General features: G+C 69.9%; 14 protein-coding genes. 5 read left to right on the top strand and 9 right to left on the bottom strand.

What is annotated here, in order from left to right; all coding sequences use genetic code 11:
- Positions 1-51: 51 nt before the first annotated feature.
- Entirely contained in the window at positions 52-1,257 is a 1,206-nt protein-coding gene (locus ACVV2G_RS00510) for an HpcH/HpaI aldolase/citrate lyase family protein (protein ID WP_453840527.1), read from the bottom strand.
- Between the two features lie 209 nt (positions 1,258-1,466).
- On the opposite strand from ACVV2G_RS00510, the gene ACVV2G_RS00505 reads away from it, so the two are divergent.
- Complete coding sequence (locus tag ACVV2G_RS00505; RefSeq protein WP_453840526.1) at positions 1,467-2,444, top strand: TerD family protein; 978 nt, start codon at positions 1,467-1,469, stop codon at positions 2,442-2,444.
- Between the two features lie 24 nt (positions 2,445-2,468).
- On the opposite strand, the gene ACVV2G_RS00500 is transcribed toward ACVV2G_RS00505, so the two are convergent.
- The 6 genes from ACVV2G_RS00500 to ACVV2G_RS00475 form a co-directional block, all read right to left on the bottom strand.
- Entirely contained in the window at positions 2,469-3,206 is a 738-nt protein-coding gene (locus ACVV2G_RS00500) for a TerD family protein (RefSeq protein ID WP_453840525.1), read from the bottom strand.
- Between the two features lie 185 nt (positions 3,207-3,391).
- On the bottom strand, positions 3,392-4,531 hold the full coding sequence (locus tag ACVV2G_RS00495; RefSeq protein WP_453840524.1) for a DUF475 domain-containing protein: 1,140 nt from the start codon (positions 4,529-4,531) through the stop codon (positions 3,392-3,394).
- A 49-nt stretch (positions 4,532-4,580) separates the two neighbouring features.
- The gene (locus ACVV2G_RS00490) at positions 4,581-5,156 is read right to left on the bottom strand and encodes a TerD family protein (protein WP_386309121.1); all 576 of its coding nucleotides are present in this window, start codon (positions 5,154-5,156) and stop codon (positions 4,581-4,583) included.
- Positions 5,157-5,266: 110 nt separating this feature from the next.
- The gene (locus ACVV2G_RS00485; RefSeq protein ID WP_219177445.1) at positions 5,267-5,842 is read right to left on the bottom strand and encodes a calcium homeostasis/redox stress adaptation protein; all 576 of its coding nucleotides are present in this window, start codon (positions 5,840-5,842) and stop codon (positions 5,267-5,269) included.
- 126 nt (positions 5,843-5,968) lie between these two features.
- Positions 5,969-6,427: a peroxiredoxin gene (locus ACVV2G_RS00480; protein ID WP_453840523.1), complete on the bottom strand. Its 459-nt coding sequence runs from the start codon at positions 6,425-6,427 to the stop codon at positions 5,969-5,971.
- Positions 6,428-6,550: 123 nt separating this feature from the next.
- Entirely contained in the window at positions 6,551-6,988 is a 438-nt protein-coding gene (locus ACVV2G_RS00475) for a DUF3052 domain-containing protein (RefSeq protein ID WP_053130143.1), read from the bottom strand.
- 386 nt (positions 6,989-7,374) lie between these two features.
- Between ACVV2G_RS00475 and aceE the strand changes: the two genes are divergently transcribed.
- Both aceE and ACVV2G_RS00465 read left to right on the top strand, forming a co-directional pair.
- Positions 7,375-10,131, top strand: coding sequence for a pyruvate dehydrogenase (acetyl-transferring), homodimeric type (aceE, locus tag ACVV2G_RS00470; protein ID WP_453840522.1), 2,757 nt, complete (start codon positions 7,375-7,377; stop codon positions 10,129-10,131).
- A gap of 112 nt (positions 10,132-10,243) precedes the next feature.
- A complete protein-coding gene (locus tag ACVV2G_RS00465; RefSeq protein ID WP_453840521.1) occupies positions 10,244-11,053 on the top strand; it encodes a potassium channel family protein in 810 nt (269 codons plus the stop codon).
- 225 nt (positions 11,054-11,278) lie between these two features.
- On the opposite strand, the gene ACVV2G_RS00460 is transcribed toward ACVV2G_RS00465, so the two are convergent.
- Together ACVV2G_RS00460 and ACVV2G_RS00455 are read right to left on the bottom strand one after the other, a co-directional pair.
- A complete protein-coding gene (locus tag ACVV2G_RS00460) occupies positions 11,279-11,584 on the bottom strand; it encodes a small hydrophobic protein (protein WP_453840970.1) in 306 nt (101 codons plus the stop codon).
- Between the two features lie 251 nt (positions 11,585-11,835).
- Complete coding sequence (locus ACVV2G_RS00455) at positions 11,836-13,458, bottom strand: MFS transporter (RefSeq protein ID WP_453840520.1); 1,623 nt, start codon at positions 13,456-13,458, stop codon at positions 11,836-11,838.
- A gap of 145 nt (positions 13,459-13,603) precedes the next feature.
- Between ACVV2G_RS00455 and ACVV2G_RS00450 the strand changes: the two genes are divergently transcribed.
- Positions 13,604-14,278 (top strand): TetR family transcriptional regulator, encoded by a 675-nt coding sequence (locus tag ACVV2G_RS00450; protein ID WP_453840519.1) that lies wholly within the window; start codon positions 13,604-13,606, stop codon positions 14,276-14,278.
- 72 nt (positions 14,279-14,350) lie between these two features.
- Entirely contained in the window at positions 14,351-15,559 is a 1,209-nt protein-coding gene (locus ACVV2G_RS00445; RefSeq protein WP_453840518.1) for an alpha/beta hydrolase, read from the top strand.
- Positions 15,560-15,631: the final 72 nt, after the last annotated feature.

The following is a 15,631-nucleotide window of genomic DNA, read 5'->3' as shown; positions in this document are numbered from 1 at the left end:
CCGTTGTGCACCGCGGCATCGATGCTTGCGTCGGTCATGGATTCCTTGCGTTCATTCGGACAGGCCGGCGGCGAGCAGTTCCACGAAGCCGATGTCCTCGTTCGCCACCCCGAAGACCTCGGCGCGCAGCAGCGTGCGTTCGGCCCAGGCGCGGTGGGGCTTCACCTCGTTCATCTTGTTCGTGTAGGCCGACCGCAGGACACCCCCGCCGCAGCGTTCGGACCGCAGGATGTCCTGGGCGTCGCTGAACTCCTCGTGGCTGACGACGGACAACGCGTGCACGGGGAGCACGTGCGAGGGGTGGATGCAGGTCTTGCCCAGCAGGCCGTTGGCGCGGTCCAGCGAGATCTCCCGCAGCAGGCCGTCCATGGAGTGTTCGATGAGCTTCTGCCGCAGTGCGACGGCCTGTCCTTCCAGGAAGGGGCTCTGCCGCAGTTGCGGTTTGAACATCCTCTCCTGGACGCGGAAGTACTCCCACACCGGCCCGGTCACCGTGAACCCGGTGCCGTCGGCCCGGGCCAGCATGTTCACCACGTCGGCGATCACGGAGGCGACGATCTGGACGTCGTACGCCGTCATGTCGGGGCCCCTGCGCAGCCCGTAGGAGGAGCAGAAGTCGGTCACGCCGAGACGCAGGGCGAGTACACGGTCGCGGTACTTGTCGACTGCGCGGAAGATGCCCTCCAGGGTCTGTACCCGGGACTCGCGGTACAGCAGGTCGGGCGACTCCAGCACGGGCATGGCGAAGAGCCTGTGGCCGGTGGCGGCCTCGGCGGCGGAGAGCGCCTCCAGGAAGGGGATGCCGCGTTCCTCGGTGAACTTCGGCAGCACGAATCCGGACAGCAGCCGCACCGCGGGGCCGAGGCGCCGGACGAGGTCGGGCATCTGCTCGGGGGTGCGGACCCGGATGAACAGGAGGGGGATCTCGACATCGTCGGGGACGTCGCCCGCTCGGGCGGAGCCGAGGGTTCGGGTGCGTTCCGCCAGGTCCCCGAGCTGGCGGACGAGGTTCTCCTCGCCGGCCGGTACGTCGGCGTCGCCGATCGAGTCCTCCAGGCACAGCACCATCGACGTCACACCGCACGCGCCCTGCTTGAGGACGTCGTCGGCCAGTGCGGGCCGGGTGGCCGGGCTGTAGAGCGTGGCGCCCAGGGCCGCGGCCAGCAGCCGGGCCGGGGAGTCCGCCGTGAAGGCGCAAGGCTCCTGGTGGAAGAGGCGCTTCCGCACTTCGGGGGCAATCTGCCCGAAATGACGCATGAGTACTCCCCCGCTAGTGTCTGGGCGACCTGCGAACTGTCCGAAGGTGGCCGGTAATAGTACGTACGTATTCATGTCGGAGGTTCCCACCAGGCATGAATTCCAAGTAACCCGGTCGTGTCGAGGGCGGCGGCCCGAAGGGAGGCGACACGACCCGAGTACCCGCCCCCGCATTGTCGTGACCAGGACCGAGAAGGCAGGATGACGGCATGACGCACGCGATGCTGAAGGGGTCGAACGTCCCGCTGCAAGCCACCACGGTACGCGCCGTGCTGCGCTGGACTCCCGGGCAGGGGGTCCCCGACGTCGATGCCTCCGCCTTGTTGCTGGGGCCGGACGACCGCGTGCGTTCCGACGAGGACTTCGTCTTCTACAACCAGCCCCGGCATCCCTCGGGCCAGGTCTGGCGGCTCGGCAAGAAGCGGGTCGCCAAGGACCTGACCGACACGATCCAGACAGACCTGACCGGGGTCGAGGCCGCCGTGGGCCGGATCCTGCTGGTCGCTTCCGCGGACGGCGTCTCCTTCGACCGGGTCCGGTCACTGCGCATCCTGCTGCACGACGCCACGGCCGCCGACGCGGAACCGCTGGCGTACTTCGACGTCAAGCCGGAGACGGGCCAGGAGACGGCGCTGATCTGCGGTGAGCTGTACCGGCGCGGGGAAGGGTGGAAGTTCCGGGCGCTGGGGGAGGGCTACTCGAACGGGCTCAAGGGCCTGGCGACCGACTTCGGCATCTCGGTGGACGAGTCGGAGGGAGCGGACGACCCCATGTCCGCACCCCGGCCCTCGTCGCCGCCGCACGCCTCCGCCCAGCCCACTCCCCCGCCGTCCGCACCCGCCCAGTCCGCACCCGCCCAGCCCGCGCCCCTCCCGCCGACGGTCGGTCCGGACGAGCCGACGACCGTGCAGCCCCTCCCGGAGCTCTCGCCTCCGCTGCCGCCTGAGCAGCCCGCGGGGGTACCGGCCCAGCCCACGTACGGCTATCCGCAACAGCCGCCGGCGGCCCAGCCGGCCTACGGGTTTCCGCAGCCCACCGGCCGGCCGGTGTACGGGTATCCGCAGGCGCCCGCCGCGTCGGGAGCCGTCGGCGCGCAGTCCGGTTACGGCTATCCGTCGCCGGTCAACGGGGCGCCCGACCCGGACTTCCGGCTGCCGCCGCAGGGGCCGCAGTTCGTCGGGCGGTAGGCGGCGCGGCGGTACGGCCGGGCGTCAGCGCTCGGCCTTGCTCTTGTGCCCCCGGCCCCATTGCAGGCCCCACCCGTACAACCGGTCCAGCTCGCCCTGAAAGCCGTACACGAACTTCACCTCGCGGCGGACGAGGATCTCGCCCTTCACGTTCTCGAGCATCACCACGGCGCAGGACCGGGCCTGCGGGTGCCGCTCGTCGAGGCCTATCTCGATGCGCGGGCCGTTGCTCGGGTAGAGCGTGACGATGGCGTGCGTCCGGTCGAAGGCGGGGGTCTGGTCGTAGATGTAGGCGAAGAGCAGGAGGCGCTTGATGGCGTCCTTGTGGTCGAGATTGACGTAGATCGTCTCGCCGGAGGCCGAGCCGAAGCGGTCGTCGCCGCTGAGCTTGACGTACGGCGGGGCGTTGACGTCGCCCAGGAAGCCGCCGAGCGGCTGGACGACCCCGCGGGTGCCGTCCTGGAGCTCGTAGAGGCAGCCGAGGTCGAGGTCGACGTTGACCATGCTCTGGCTGTGGCCGATGACCTCGGGGGGTTTGAGCGCCTTGAGGGGGTGCCGCAGCAGACTCTCGCGCTGCGCCCCCATGATGTCCGAGGTCCGCATCCGCCAGGTGAGGTTGATACGGAGGTGGCCGGTGGCCGCCCCCTGCTTGTCCAGGGAGACCTGGGCGTGCCGTTTGGTCAGCTGGATGGAGTTGGTCGCCGCGCCGCCCGAGTCGAAATCGCTCTCGCGACCGCGCCACAGACCGTCCAAGAAGCCCATTCCCGCCCCCATCTCCATTCGGCCGTCGAACGCCGGCCCAGACCACTGACGCGGACCGCCGACGGGGCGGCCCCGAGGAGTCGTCCTCGTCGGCCGCCCCGCACAGAGCGTTCCTCGTCCGGGCCGTGTTCACACCAGGGAAGCAGGCGCACCGGGGGCGAACCCGGCCCCGAAAAGGCCGGGTTTCACACCCCGGAGGAGACCTCCGCCTTCTCCTTGCCGGCGTCTCCCCCGGCCTCGGCGAGCCGCTTGTTGCGGCGCACGGAGGACCAGAAGGAGGCGCCGATCAGGACCACGCCGATGAGGCCGGTGACGATCTCGTTGATCTCGTACCGGATGGTGATCAGGAGGATGGCGGCGAGGGCGCCGATGGCGTAGTGCGCGCCGTGCTCCAGGTAGACGTAGTCGTCGAGGGTGCCCTGGCGGACCAGGTAGACGGTCAGCGACCGGACGTACATGGCGCCGATGCCCAGGCCCAGGGCCATCAGCACGATGTCGTTGGTGATGGCGAAGGCGCCGATGACGCCGTCGAAGGAGAAGGACGCGTCCAGGACCTCCAGGTAGAGGAACATGAAGAACGCCGCCTTGCCGGCCATCTGGACCGCCGACTTGGGCTTGCCCGCCCGCGCGGCCTCCTCCTCGGCCTCGTGCTCGCGCTCCTCGTCCTCTTCGAGCTTGTTCTCGAAGAAGCCGGAGAGACCGCCGACGATCATGTAGGTGATCAGGCCCCCGATACCGGCGAGCAGCACCGTCTCGGTCTTGTCCGCGTGCCCGGCGTGCAGGTGCGCCTGGGCGCCGAAGGCGACGGCGGAGAGGAGCAGCACGATCAGGGCGACGCAGACCGACAGCATGTCGACCTTGCCGAGCTTGGACAGCGGCCGCTCCAGCCAGCCGAGCCACTTGATGTCGCGGTCCTCGAAGATGAAGTCGAGGAAGATCATGAGCAGGAACATGCCGCCGAAGGCGGCGATCGACGGGTGGGCGTCCGTCACCAGCTCCTGGTAGCGGTCCTTGTCGGTGAGCGCGAGGTCGACGGCCTCGATCGGACCGAGCTGCGCGCTGATCGCCACGATCACGACCGGGAAGACCAGGCGCATACCGAAGACGGCGATCAGGATGCCGATGGTGAGGAAGATCTTCTGCCAGAAGGCATTCATCTTCTTCAGGATCCCGGCGTTGACCACTGCGTTGTCGAAGGACAGCGAGATCTCCAGGATGGACAGGATCGCCACGATGCCGAAGGCGGTCCACCCCCCGTAGAAGACCGCGGCCACCAGGCCGAGCGCGGTGACCGCGAACGACCACCCGAAGGTTTTCAAAACCACTGGCTACCCAATCGTGTGTGTACGGGGCTCCCCCGCGCCGTACGCGGCTTTACGAAACGTTGACTCCGAAGTCTAGAGCGATGCCTCGGAGCCCCGACGCGTACCCCTGCCCCACAGCACGGAACTTCCACTCGCCCTGGTAGCGGTAGAGCTCACCGAAGATCATCGCGGTCTCCGTGGAGGCGTCCTCACTCAGGTCGTAGCGGGCGAGTTCCTGGCCGTCGGCCTGGTTGACGACCCGGATGAAGGCGTTGCTGACCTGGCCGAAGGTCTGGCCGCGCTCGTCGGCCATGTGGATCGAGACCGGGAAGACGATCTTGTCGCACTGAGCCGGCACCGCGGAGAGGTCGACCAGCACCGACTCGTCGTCGCCGTCGCCCTCGCCGGTCAGGTTGTCACCGGTGTGCTCGACGGAGCCGTCCGGGCTCTTGAGCTGGTTGTAGAAGACGAACCACTCGTCGCCGAGCACCCGGCCGCTGCTGCACACCAGTGCGCTGGCATCGAGGTCGAAGGGTGCTCCGGTGGTGGAACGCGCGTCCCAGCCCAGTCCGACCAGTACCTGTGTGAGGTTCGGTGCGGCCTTGGACAGGGAGACGTTGCCTCCCTTGGCAAGCGTGACGCCCATGTTGCTGTCCCTCCCCGGGTGGTGTTCCTGGTTTTCCTGCGCGTCCGGCGCCGCACGTGAACCGTGCGGCGCCGGACGGTCGAGGCTGTCGCCTCGGCGGTTCAGGTGGTTCAGACGTTGACGCCGAAGTCCTGCGCGATGCCGCGCAGGCCCGAGGCGTAGCCCTGGCCGATGGCGCGGAACTTCCACTCCGCACCGTGCCGGTACAGCTCGCCGAAGACCATCGCGGTCTCCGTGGAGGCGTCCTCACTCAGGTCGTAGCGGGCGATCTCGGCGCCGCCGGCCTGGTTGACGACGCGGATGAACGCGTTGCGCACCTGGCCGAAGGACTGCTGGCGGTTCTCGGCGTCGTAGATCGAGACCGGGAAGGTGATCTTCTCGACGTCGGCGGGGACGGCGGCCAGGTCGATCTTGATCTGCTCGTCGTCGCCCTCGCCCTCACCGGTGAGGTTGTCCCCGGTGTGCTCGACCGATCCGTCCGGGCTCTTCAGGTTGTTGAAGAAGATGAAGTGCGCGTCGCTGGCGACCTTGCCGCCGCTGTTCAGCAGCAGCGCGCTGGCGTCGAGGTCGAAGTCGGTACCGGTCGTGGTGCGGATGTCCCACCCCAGACCGACGATGACCGCGGTGAGGCCGGGGGCCTCCTTGGTCAGCGAAACGTTGCCGCCCTTGCTGAGGCTGACTCCCACGAGTCCTCCATTGGTGTCCAGGGGCGGAGAGCCCCGTAGTGCGTGGATATCGGATCAACGATTCGATCCTAGTGACGGGTTCCCGCCCACCGCAGGCCCTGGGACCGACGAATCACTCGGTGTCGGTCACAGGGTGTCGAGCGCCTTCACGTACTCGGTCAGGTCGCGGGCGTCGGGCAGGCCGTTGACCACGGTCCAGCGGACGACGCCCTCCCGGTCGATGATGAAGGTGCCGCGGACGGCGCACCCCTTGTCCTCGTCGAAGACGCCGTACGCGCGCGAGACGTTGCCGTGCGGCCAGAAGTCGGACAGCAGCGGGTACTCCAGGCCCTCCTGCTCGGAGAAGACGCGCAGGGTGTGGATGGAGTCGTTGGACACGGCGAGCACCTGGGTGTCGCGGTCGGAGAACTGCGGCAGGTTGTCGCGTACCTCGCACAGCTCGCCGGTGCACACGCCGGTGAAGGCGAACGGATAGAAGAGGAGCACGACGTTCTGGTGACCGCGGAAGTCGGACAGCCGGACGGTCGCGCCGTGGTTGTCCTTCAGCTCGAAGCCGGGGGCCTTGTCGCCGACCTGGATCGTCATGACCTGTTCGTCCCTTCAGGGGGTGGTTCGCTGGAAACACCCTACGCAGGGGTCATCACGGACCCGCGGACGGGCCGACGGCGGTCGGCCCGTCCGGAGTCGGGTGGTACGGAGCCTGGCCGGCTACCGCTTGGACTTGGCGGCCTTGGGCGTCGCCAGCCGGCTGCCGCTCCAGTCCTTGCCGACGCTGACGCTCTTGGACGCCGTCAGTCCGGCCGTCGTCGCGGCTTCCGAGATGTCACTGGCCTCGACGTATCCCGAACGGCCGGTCTTCGGCGTCAGGAGGAGGATCGACCCGCCCTCTTCGATGTACGTGGTGGCATCCACCAGCGCATCCGTCAGGTCGCCGTCGTCGTCACGGAACCACAGCACGACGGCATCGGCCACGTCCTCGTAGTCCTCGTCCACCAGCTCGCCCTCGACGGCGCCCTCAATGGCCTCGCGGAGCTCCTGGTCGACGTCGTCGTCGTAGCCGATCTCCTGGACCACCTGCCCGGGCTGGAACCCCAGCCTGGCGGCAGGGTTCGTCCGCTCCTCCGCGTGGTCCGCGGTCGCGCTCACGGGTTGCCTCCTGATCATGTCTTGGTGAATGTCTCAGCCACGCGCGTGCGCGAAGCATTGGCCGTAGTCCACACGGGCGGGACGGATCGCGCAAGTACCCGGCGACTGGGACCGCCGAAACGGTGACGATCCCGGCCGTGTCGCCGCAACTCCAGCCATGCCGTCCAGACCAGAGGTGACGTACACCACACCTATCTGCCCCGTTTGCGTATTTGGGAACCATGCGTGGGTACGAGACTCGAATGAACGTGCCCCCGATCCCCATGGGGGAACCGGTTACCCCACGGTACAGATGACGTTTGCCCCGACGAGGTACACGATGGGGGATCGGCGGGGAATCGGCTCAGACACCCGGCAAAGTGGCCCTCCTACAGCGAAGGAACAGCGTGGCTTCCGCATCCGATCGCAGTGATCGCAGCCCGATCATCATCGGCGGTCTTCCGAGTCAGGTCCCCGACTTCGACCCCGAGGAGACCCAGGAGTGGCTCGACTCCCTCGACGCCGCCGTCGACGAGCGCGGCCGGGAAAGGGCCCGCTACCTCATGCTGCGGCTGATCGAGCGGGCCCGCGAGAAGCGCGTGGCCGTGCCCGAGATGCGCAGCACGGACTACGTCAACACCATCCCCACCAAGAGCGAGCCGTTCTTCCCCGGCAACGAGGAGATCGAGCGCAGGATCCTCAACGCCACCCGCTGGAACGCGGCGGTCATGGTCTCGCGTGCGCAGCGGCCCGGTATCGGCGTCGGCGGCCACATCGCGACCTTCGCCTCCTCCGCCTCCCTGTACGACGTGGGCTTCAACCACTTCTTCCGCGGCAAGGACGAGGGCGACGGCGGTGACCAGGTCTTCTTCCAGGGCCACGCCTCACCGGGCATCTACGCGCGCGCGTACCTGCTCGACCGGCTCGGCGAGGAGCACCTGGACGGCTTCCGGCAGGAGAAGTCGAAGGCGCCCCACGCCCTGTCGTCGTATCCGCACCCGCGGTCGATGCCGGACTTCTGGGAGTTCCCGACGGTCTCGATGGGCCTCGGCCCGATCGGGGCGATCTACCAGGCGCGGATGAACCGCTACATGCACGCGCGCGGGATCGCGGACACCTCGCGCTCGCACGTGTGGGCCTACCTCGGCGACGGCGAGATGGACGAGCCGGAGTCGCTGGGCCAGCTCTCCATCGCCGCCCGCGAGGGCCTGGACAACCTGACCTTCGTGGTCAACTGCAACCTGCAGCGCCTGGACGGCCCGGTGCGCGGCAACGGGAAGATCATCCAGGAGCTGGAGTCGGTCTTCCGGGGTGCCGGCTGGAACGTCGTCAAACTGGTGTGGGACCGCACGTGGGACCCGCTGCTCGCGCAGGACCGGGACGGCGTGCTGGTCAACCGGATGAACACCACGCCGGACGGGCAGTTCCAGACGTACGCCACCGAGTCCGGCGCGTACATCCGTGACCACTTCTTCGGCGACGACCACCGGCTGCGCGCGATGGTCGAGAACATGACCGACGACCAGATCCTGCACCTGGGGCGCGGCGGCCACGACCACCGGAAGATCTACGCGGCGTACAAGGCGGCCCTGGAGCACAAGGGCCAGCCGACGGTCATCCTCGCCAAGACGATCAAGGGCTGGACGCTGGGCCCGAACTTCGAGGGCCGCAACGCCACGCACCAGATGAAGAAGCTGACGGTCGACGACCTCAAGCGCTTCCGCGACCGGCTGCACCTGCCGATCTCCGACAAGGAGCTGGAGTCCGGCCCGCCGCCGTACTACCACCCCGGCCGGGACTCGGAGGAGATCCAGTACATGCACGACCGCCGGCTGGGGCTCGGCGGCTACGTGCCGACCCGGGTGGTGCGGTCGAAGCCGCTCGCCCTGCCGGACGACAAGACGTACGCGACCGTGAAGAAGGGGTCCGGCCAGCAATCCATCGCGACGACGATGGCATTCGTACGGCTGCTGAAGGACCTCATGCGGGACAAGGAGATCGGCAAGCGATTCGTGCTGATCGCGCCGGACGAGTACCGCACGTTCGGCATGGACTCGTTCTTCCCGAGTGCGAAGATCTACAACCCGCTCGGACAGCAGTACGAGTCCGTGGACCGAGACCTTCTGCTCGCCTACAAGGAGGCGCCGACCGGGCAGATGCTGCACGACGGCATCTCGGAGGCCGGCTGCACGGCCTCGCTGATCGCGGCCGGCTCGGCGTACGCCACGCACGGCGAACCGCTCGTCCCGGTCTACGTCTTCTACTCGATGTTCGGTTTCCAGCGCACCGGCGACCAGTTCTGGCAGATGGGCGACCAGTTGTCGCGCGGCTTCGTGCTGGGCGCGACCGCGGGCCGTACGACCCTGACCGGTGAGGGGCTCCAGCACGCGGACGGCCACTCGCAGCTGCTGGCCTCGACGAACCCGGCGTGCGTGGCGTACGACCCCGCCTTCGGTTTCGAGATCGCGCACATCGTCCAGGACGGCCTGCGCCGGATGTACGGCGCGGACGAGCGGCACCCGCACGGCGAGGACGTCTTCTACTACCTCACCGTCTACAACGAGCCGATCCGGCACCCGGCCGAGCCCGAGAACGTGGACGTCGAGGGCATCCTCAAGGGCATCCACCGCTTCAGCGAGGGCACGGGCGGTTCGATCCCGGCCCAGATCATGGCGTCCGGCGTCGCGGTGCCGTGGGCGGTGGAGGCGCAGCGCATCCTCGCCGAGGAGTGGGACGTGCGCGCCGACGTGTGGTCGGCGACCTCCTGGAACGAACTGCGGCGCGACGCGGTGGCCTGCGAGGAGCACAACCTGCTGCATCCCGAGGAGGAGCAGCGGGTGCCGTACGTGACGCGCAAGCTGGCCGGTGCGCAGGGGCCGTTCGTGGCGGTGTCCGACTGGATGCGGGCGGTTCCGGACCAGATCGCGCGCTGGGTGCCGGGGACGTACCAGTCCCTGGGCGCGGACGGATGGGGCTTCGCGGACACACGCGGTGCTGCGCGGCGGTTCTTCCACATCGACGCGGAGTCGATCGTGGTGGGCGTGCTGAGCGAACTGGCACGGGAGGGGAAGGTCGACCGGTCGGTGCTGAAGCAGGCGGTGGACCGGTACCGGCTGCTCGACGTGACGGCGGCCGACCCGGGGGTCGCCGGCGGGGACGCGTAGCGCGCACGCGGTCGGGTGAGGGGCGGTGCGGCCCGCGGGCCGCGCCGCCCCCGTTTTTCATCTCACTGGCTCCGCCGCGCTCTCCGGCGCACGCGTTCCCTACGATGCAGGGATGAACGCGGGCATCGGGAAAGAGACGGCACAGGCACGCTGGGAGCGGCACTCCCAGCGGCCGCTCCTGGCGCTGGCCGTGGTGTTCGCCGTCGCGTACGCGGTGCCGATCGTGAACAGCTCCGCGAGCGGTTCCCTGTCCCGCGCGTGCGCGGTGGCCGAGTGGACCGTCTGGGGAGCGTTCGCGGTGGACTACCTGGTACGCCTGAAGCTCACCGACGACCGCGGGCGCTTCCTCCGTACGCACTGGCTGGACCTCTGCGCGGTGGCGCTTCCGCTGCTCCAGCCGCTGCGCCTGCTGCGGCTGGTCTCGACGCTGATGCTGGTGGGCCGGCGGGCGCGGATGGCCTCGCAGATCCGGCTGACGACCTACGTCGTCGGGTCGGTGGTGGGGCTGTTGATGTTCGGCTCGCTGGCGGTGCTGTCCGTGGAGCGGGACGCGCCGGCCGGGAACATCCGGACGCTGGGCGACGCGGTGTGGTGGTCGTTCACGACGATGACGACCGTGGGGTACGGGGACCACTCGCCGACCACCGGATGGGGGCGGGTGCTGGCCGTGGGGCTGATGCTGTCCGGCATCGCCCTGCTGGGTGTGGTGACCGCCAACATCGCGGCGTGGTTCATCGCCCGGTTCGACAAGGACGACGTGGAGGAACGGCGGCAGACCGAGGCGATCCGGATGCTGACGGAGGAGGTGCGGGCCCTGCGGCGGCAGGTGGCCGATCTGGGCGGGGCTCCGGCGCCGTCCCCAGCCCCGGCACCGTCGTCCCCAGCCCCGGAACAGGCCCCAGCCCCGGAACAGGCCCGGTAGCAGACCGGGGTCCAGCCTCCCCGCACCGGCTGTCGCACCGGAGGCGGCCTCCGCCGAGCAGGCGACGAGGCGGATCGGTCCGCGCCGGGTCAGCGGGCGCCGGGTCAGTGGATGCCGGGTCAGCGAGCGCTAAGCCAGTGGGCGCCGGGTCAGCGGGTGGTGGCCGGCATGGCCGGGCCCCCGGCCGTGCCGGGGGCCCCCGCCGTTCCTCGTCCCGCGCGCCGGTCAGAGCAGGCCGTGGCCCGGGGCCGCCCCGGCGAGCCAGATGACCGCCAGGAACGTGTCGATGGCGCCCAGGGCGAGGGCGACCACCGCCGGTACCGGGCGGGGGCCCGACCAGCTGCGGCCCATGGCGAACCATCCGCAGACGATCGCGGCGGGACCGAGGAGGATCCCCAGCGTGAAGAATCCCGCGACCGCGCAGACGACTCCGACGATGCCGAGCGTCGCGCGATCCGGCCCGGTCCGTGACCACGTCCGGCCATGTGAGCGGGGGTTCCCGCGCGTTCCCTGTCCGAAGCCCGCCATCATCAACTCCCTCAACTCCTCGTGGAGTTCGGGTACCCCCGTGCGGCGTCGTATGCCTGCCGCCGACGTACTGCCTGCGCGCTGCCCCCCTCCGGCAGCGCGCCGCAGCCTCTCCCCCTCCGTGCCCTGCGGAGGACTTGACCCACTGTGACCTGCGAGGCCCCTCGGACGGGAGGGTTCACCGGCCCTGCCACCCGGATGGGCGAACCGGGCCGCAGGAGGACGGAGAGCGAGCCGCGGGGCCCGCCGCTCCGTCAGATGTGGCCGACGCCCGCGCCCGCCTCCGCGTTCACGCCGCGCTTGGTGAGGAACGCGACCAGCACGGCGACGGCCGCCACGCCGGCGGCGACGAGCGACGCCAGGCTCATGCCGGACATGAAGGTGTCGTGCGCGACCTCCGTGACCTTGGCGGCCAGCGGCTCCGGCATGCCCTCGGTCACCGGCGCCACGCCGACCTGGACCGCCTCGGACGCCTGGTCCAGCTGTTGTGGCGCCAGCTTCGGAAGGCCGGCGTCCGCCCAGTTGCCCGCCAGGTCGTTGTCGACCTTGGAGGCCATCACGGCACCCAGCACGGCCGTGCCGAGGCTGCCGCCGATCTGCATCGCCGCCTGCTGGAGACCGCCGGCGACACCCGACAGCTCCATCGGCGCGTTGCCGACGATGACCTCGGTGGCGCCGACCATGACGGGCGCGAGGCCGAGGCCCAGCAGGGCGAACCAGAGCGACATGATGCCGCTGCCGGTGTCCGTCTCCAGCGTGGACATGCCGTACATGGCGAGCGCGGTGCAGGCCATGCCGCCCGCGAGCGGCAGGCGCGGGCCGACCTTGGTGATCAGCACGCCCGCGAGCGGCGAGCCGACGATCATCATGCCGGTGAGCGGCAGCAGGTGCAGGCCGGCGTCGATCGGGCTCATGCCGTGCACGTTCTGCAGGTAGAACGTCACGAAGAACAGGCCGCCCATGAACGCGATCGCCATCATGACCATGAGGACGACACCCGCCGACAGGGGGACGGAACGGAACAGGCCCAGCGGGATCAGCGGTTCCGCGACCTTGGTCTCCCAGAAGGCGAACAGCCCGAAGCCGACCACGGACACGACGAGGAACAGCCACGTCATGCCGTCCCCCCAGCCCCACTCGGGGGCCTTGATGAGCGCCCAGACCAGGCAGAACATCGCGGCGGAGAGCAGCGCGATACCCAGGACGTCGAAGGAGCGCGGGGCGTTCTCCGCGCGGTGGTCCAGCAGGATCATGACGCCGAGGACCACGGCGAGGACGCCGACCGGCACGTTGATGAAGAACACGGACTGCCAGTTGACGTGCTCGACCAGGACGCCGCCGAGGATCGGCCCGCCCGCGGTGGAGGCGCCGATGACCATGCCCCAGATGCCGATGGCCATGTTGAGCTTCTCGGCCGGGAAGGTCGCCCGGAGCAGGCCGAGCGCGGCCGGCATCAGCAGGGCGCCGAACACGCCCTGGAGCACGCGGAACGCGACGACCAGCGGGATGGTGTCGGACAGGCCGATGGCACCGGAGGCGGCGGCGAAACCGACCACGCCGATGAGGAAGGTCTGCCGGTGTCCGAAGCGGTCACCGAGCTTGCCCGCGGTGATCAGGGAGACCGCGAGGGCGAGGAAGTAGGCGTTGGTGATCCACTGGACGTCGGCGAAGCTGGCCTTCAGGTCGACCTGGATGGCCGGGTTGGCGATGGCGACGATGGTGCCGTCGAGGGCCACCATCATGACCCCTACGGCGACGGTGACGAGGGTGAGCCACGGGTGGCCGCGCAGCCCGCCGGCCGGGGCCCGGCCCGACGGGCCGGACGACGCCCCGCCGTCCTCCGGTCCCGCCTTGTCGATGGTGGTCTGACTAGTCATACATTCGAGGCTAGTGACAGCCACTGACAGTTGACAAACCATTTCACTAGTCGGTAACTGACATGACATCCCCCGGTAGCCCGAACTGCGAGAACGACGGCGCGGCAGCAGGCCGGAGCCGACCCGAGGAGCGAACCTCTTGAACATGGCGGACACAGCCACATCTCCGGGCCTGCGCGAGCGCAAGAAGCAGCGCACCCGGGACACCCTGCTGCGATCCGCCCTGGAGCTGTTCACCGAGCGGGGGTACGAGGAGACCACCGTCGACGACATCGCCGAGGCGGCCGACGTCTCACAGCGCACCTTCTTCCGCTACTTCGCGAGCAAGGAGGAGGCGGCCTTCTTCGTGTCGCGGCTCGCGGAATCGCACTTCGTCGGGGCCGTGCGCCGCCGCCCGCCCGGCGAGGCCCCGCTGGACGCCCTGCGCCAGGCGCTCGGGGAGAGCTGGGACACCATCGGCGAGGCGGTCGGACAACTGGTACCACTCGACCTGCACATGCGCTTCTACCGGGTGATCGAGTCGACCCCCGCGCTGCTCGCCGCCCATCTGCGGCGTGCGGCGGAGCTGGAGGAGGAGATCGCCCGCGTCATCGCCGACCGCGAGGGCCTCGACATGGAGACGGACCCGCGCCCCCGCGTGGTCGTGGCCGTCTTCGGTGCGGTGATGCGGGTGACGGAACGGATCTGGTCGGCGCGGGACGACGCCAGTCTCACGGCGCTGCGCGAGCTGACCGCCGCCTATCTCGACCAGGTGGAACCCGCGCTCACCGGCGACTGGCGGAGCACTCCCGGGGCCGGACGGATGCCTGCAACCCCATAGCACGCGATCGAAACGTGATCCGTGTCACTCGATTCACGCGAGACCGTCCCGTTCTCCTAGTGTGTCCTCCCAGTGACTTCCTTCGACACCTCTCCGCAGCTGAACGTCTGGCGGGCCCTGCTCGCCCTGGCCGTGGTGTTCGTGATGCTGGCGACCACCGGCTGGACCGCCCTGCACCACCAGCGGGAGCCCACGGCCCTCGAAGCGTCGGTCGCAGCCTGGGAGCGGGGCCGGATCGACGGGCGCCGGCTGCCCGACACACAGGCGTCCCCCGCACGGCTGGCCCGCTTCTTCGCCTCGCTCACGCAGGGGCAGCGCGCCGGACTCGCCCGCCGCTACTCCCTCGCCGTCGGCAACATGAACGGCGCCCCCGTCGAGCTGCGCTACCTCGCCAACCGCGCGGCGCTGCGCACGGCACGCGCCGCGGAGCGCCTGCGCATGCACGACCAGCGCCTGTCGCCGTCCGGGCAGCGCGAGGCCGGGCGGCGCGCGCAGCACTACGCGTCGCTGCTGCGCCGCGACCGCCACGTACTCGCCTTCGATCCGGCGGGCTCGGGCAAGGTCGCCGAGGTCCTCGGGGATCTGCGCCGCGCCGAGCGTGTGTCCGTCGTCGTGCCGGGTGTGGACACCGAACTGCTCACCTTCCAGCGCACCCGCCGCGCGTACTCCGCGCCCGTCGGGATGGCCAGGTCGCTCCACACGGCCGAGCGCGCCCTCGCCCCGGGCACCCGTACGGCCGTGATCGCCTGGGCCGACTACACCGCCCCGAACGGCCTCGGCATGGAGGCGGCCACGGCGGCCCGCGCCGGGCAGGGGGCCGTCCGCTTGAACGCGCTGCTGCGGGCGCTGCCCGGCCGGTCCCCCGTCTCGCTGTTCTGCCACAGCTACGGCTCGGTGGTGTGCGGGCTCGCCGCCGGCACGCTCCCCCGCCGGGTGACCGACATAGCGGTGGCCGGCAGCCCCGGCATGCGCGTCGAGAAGGCCGCCCACCTGCGCACCTCGGCCCGGGTGTGGGCGATGCGGGACGCCGAGGACTGGATCCAGGACGTGCCGTACATGGAGGTCGGCGGCCTCGGACACGGCGCCGACCCGGTGTCCGCGGCGTTCGGGGCGCGGGTGCTGTCCGCGCGGGGCGCCCAGGGGCACGGCGGCTACTTCGTGCCGGGCACGGAGAGCCTGCGGAACTTCGCGGGGATCGGCGTTGGCGCATACCCCGCGGTCACCTGCGCCGACGGGAACGACACGTGCCGGGCGGATTTGTCCGCAGCGGCGGCGGCCTGACGCGCGTAGAGGTGCGGATACTCCGGTTTGCACAGGGAGGGGACGGAAGGGCTCGTGCCGCATACGATGAGC

Source organism: Streptomyces sp. JK94, assembly GCF_053613315.1.
The sequence above is the reverse complement of the archived record's forward strand: the minus strand, read 5'-3'. Positions and strand labels throughout refer to the sequence as shown.

Excerpts from the sequence above, each read along its gene's own strand:
- ACVV2G_RS00460 (WP_453840970.1), bottom strand. The coding sequence starts at position 11,584 with ATGATGGCGGGCTTCGGACAGGGAACGCGCGGGAACCCCCGCTCACAT.
- ACVV2G_RS00450 (WP_453840519.1), top strand. The coding sequence starts at position 13,604 with ATGGCGGACACAGCCACATCTCCGGGCCTGCGCGAGCGCAAGAAGCAG.
- ACVV2G_RS00490 (WP_386309121.1), bottom strand. The coding sequence starts at position 5,156 with ATGGGCGTCACGCTTGCCAAGGGAGGCAACGTCTCCCTGTCCAAGGCC.
- ACVV2G_RS00500 (WP_453840525.1), bottom strand. The coding sequence starts at position 3,206 with ATGGGCTTCTTGGACGGTCTGTGGCGCGGTCGCGAGAGCGATTTCGAC.
- ACVV2G_RS00455 (WP_453840520.1), bottom strand. The coding sequence starts at position 13,458 with ATGACTAGTCAGACCACCATCGACAAGGCGGGACCGGAGGACGGCGGG.
- ACVV2G_RS00505 (WP_453840526.1), top strand. The coding sequence starts at position 1,467 with ATGACGCACGCGATGCTGAAGGGGTCGAACGTCCCGCTGCAAGCCACC.
- ACVV2G_RS00465 (WP_453840521.1), top strand. The coding sequence starts at position 10,244 with ATGAACGCGGGCATCGGGAAAGAGACGGCACAGGCACGCTGGGAGCGG.
- ACVV2G_RS00480 (WP_453840523.1), bottom strand. The coding sequence starts at position 6,427 with ATGACGATCCAGGTCGGCGACAAGGCCCCCGGCTTCGAGCTGAAGGAC.
- ACVV2G_RS00510 (WP_453840527.1), bottom strand. The coding sequence starts at position 1,257 with ATGCGTCATTTCGGGCAGATTGCCCCCGAAGTGCGGAAGCGCCTCTTC.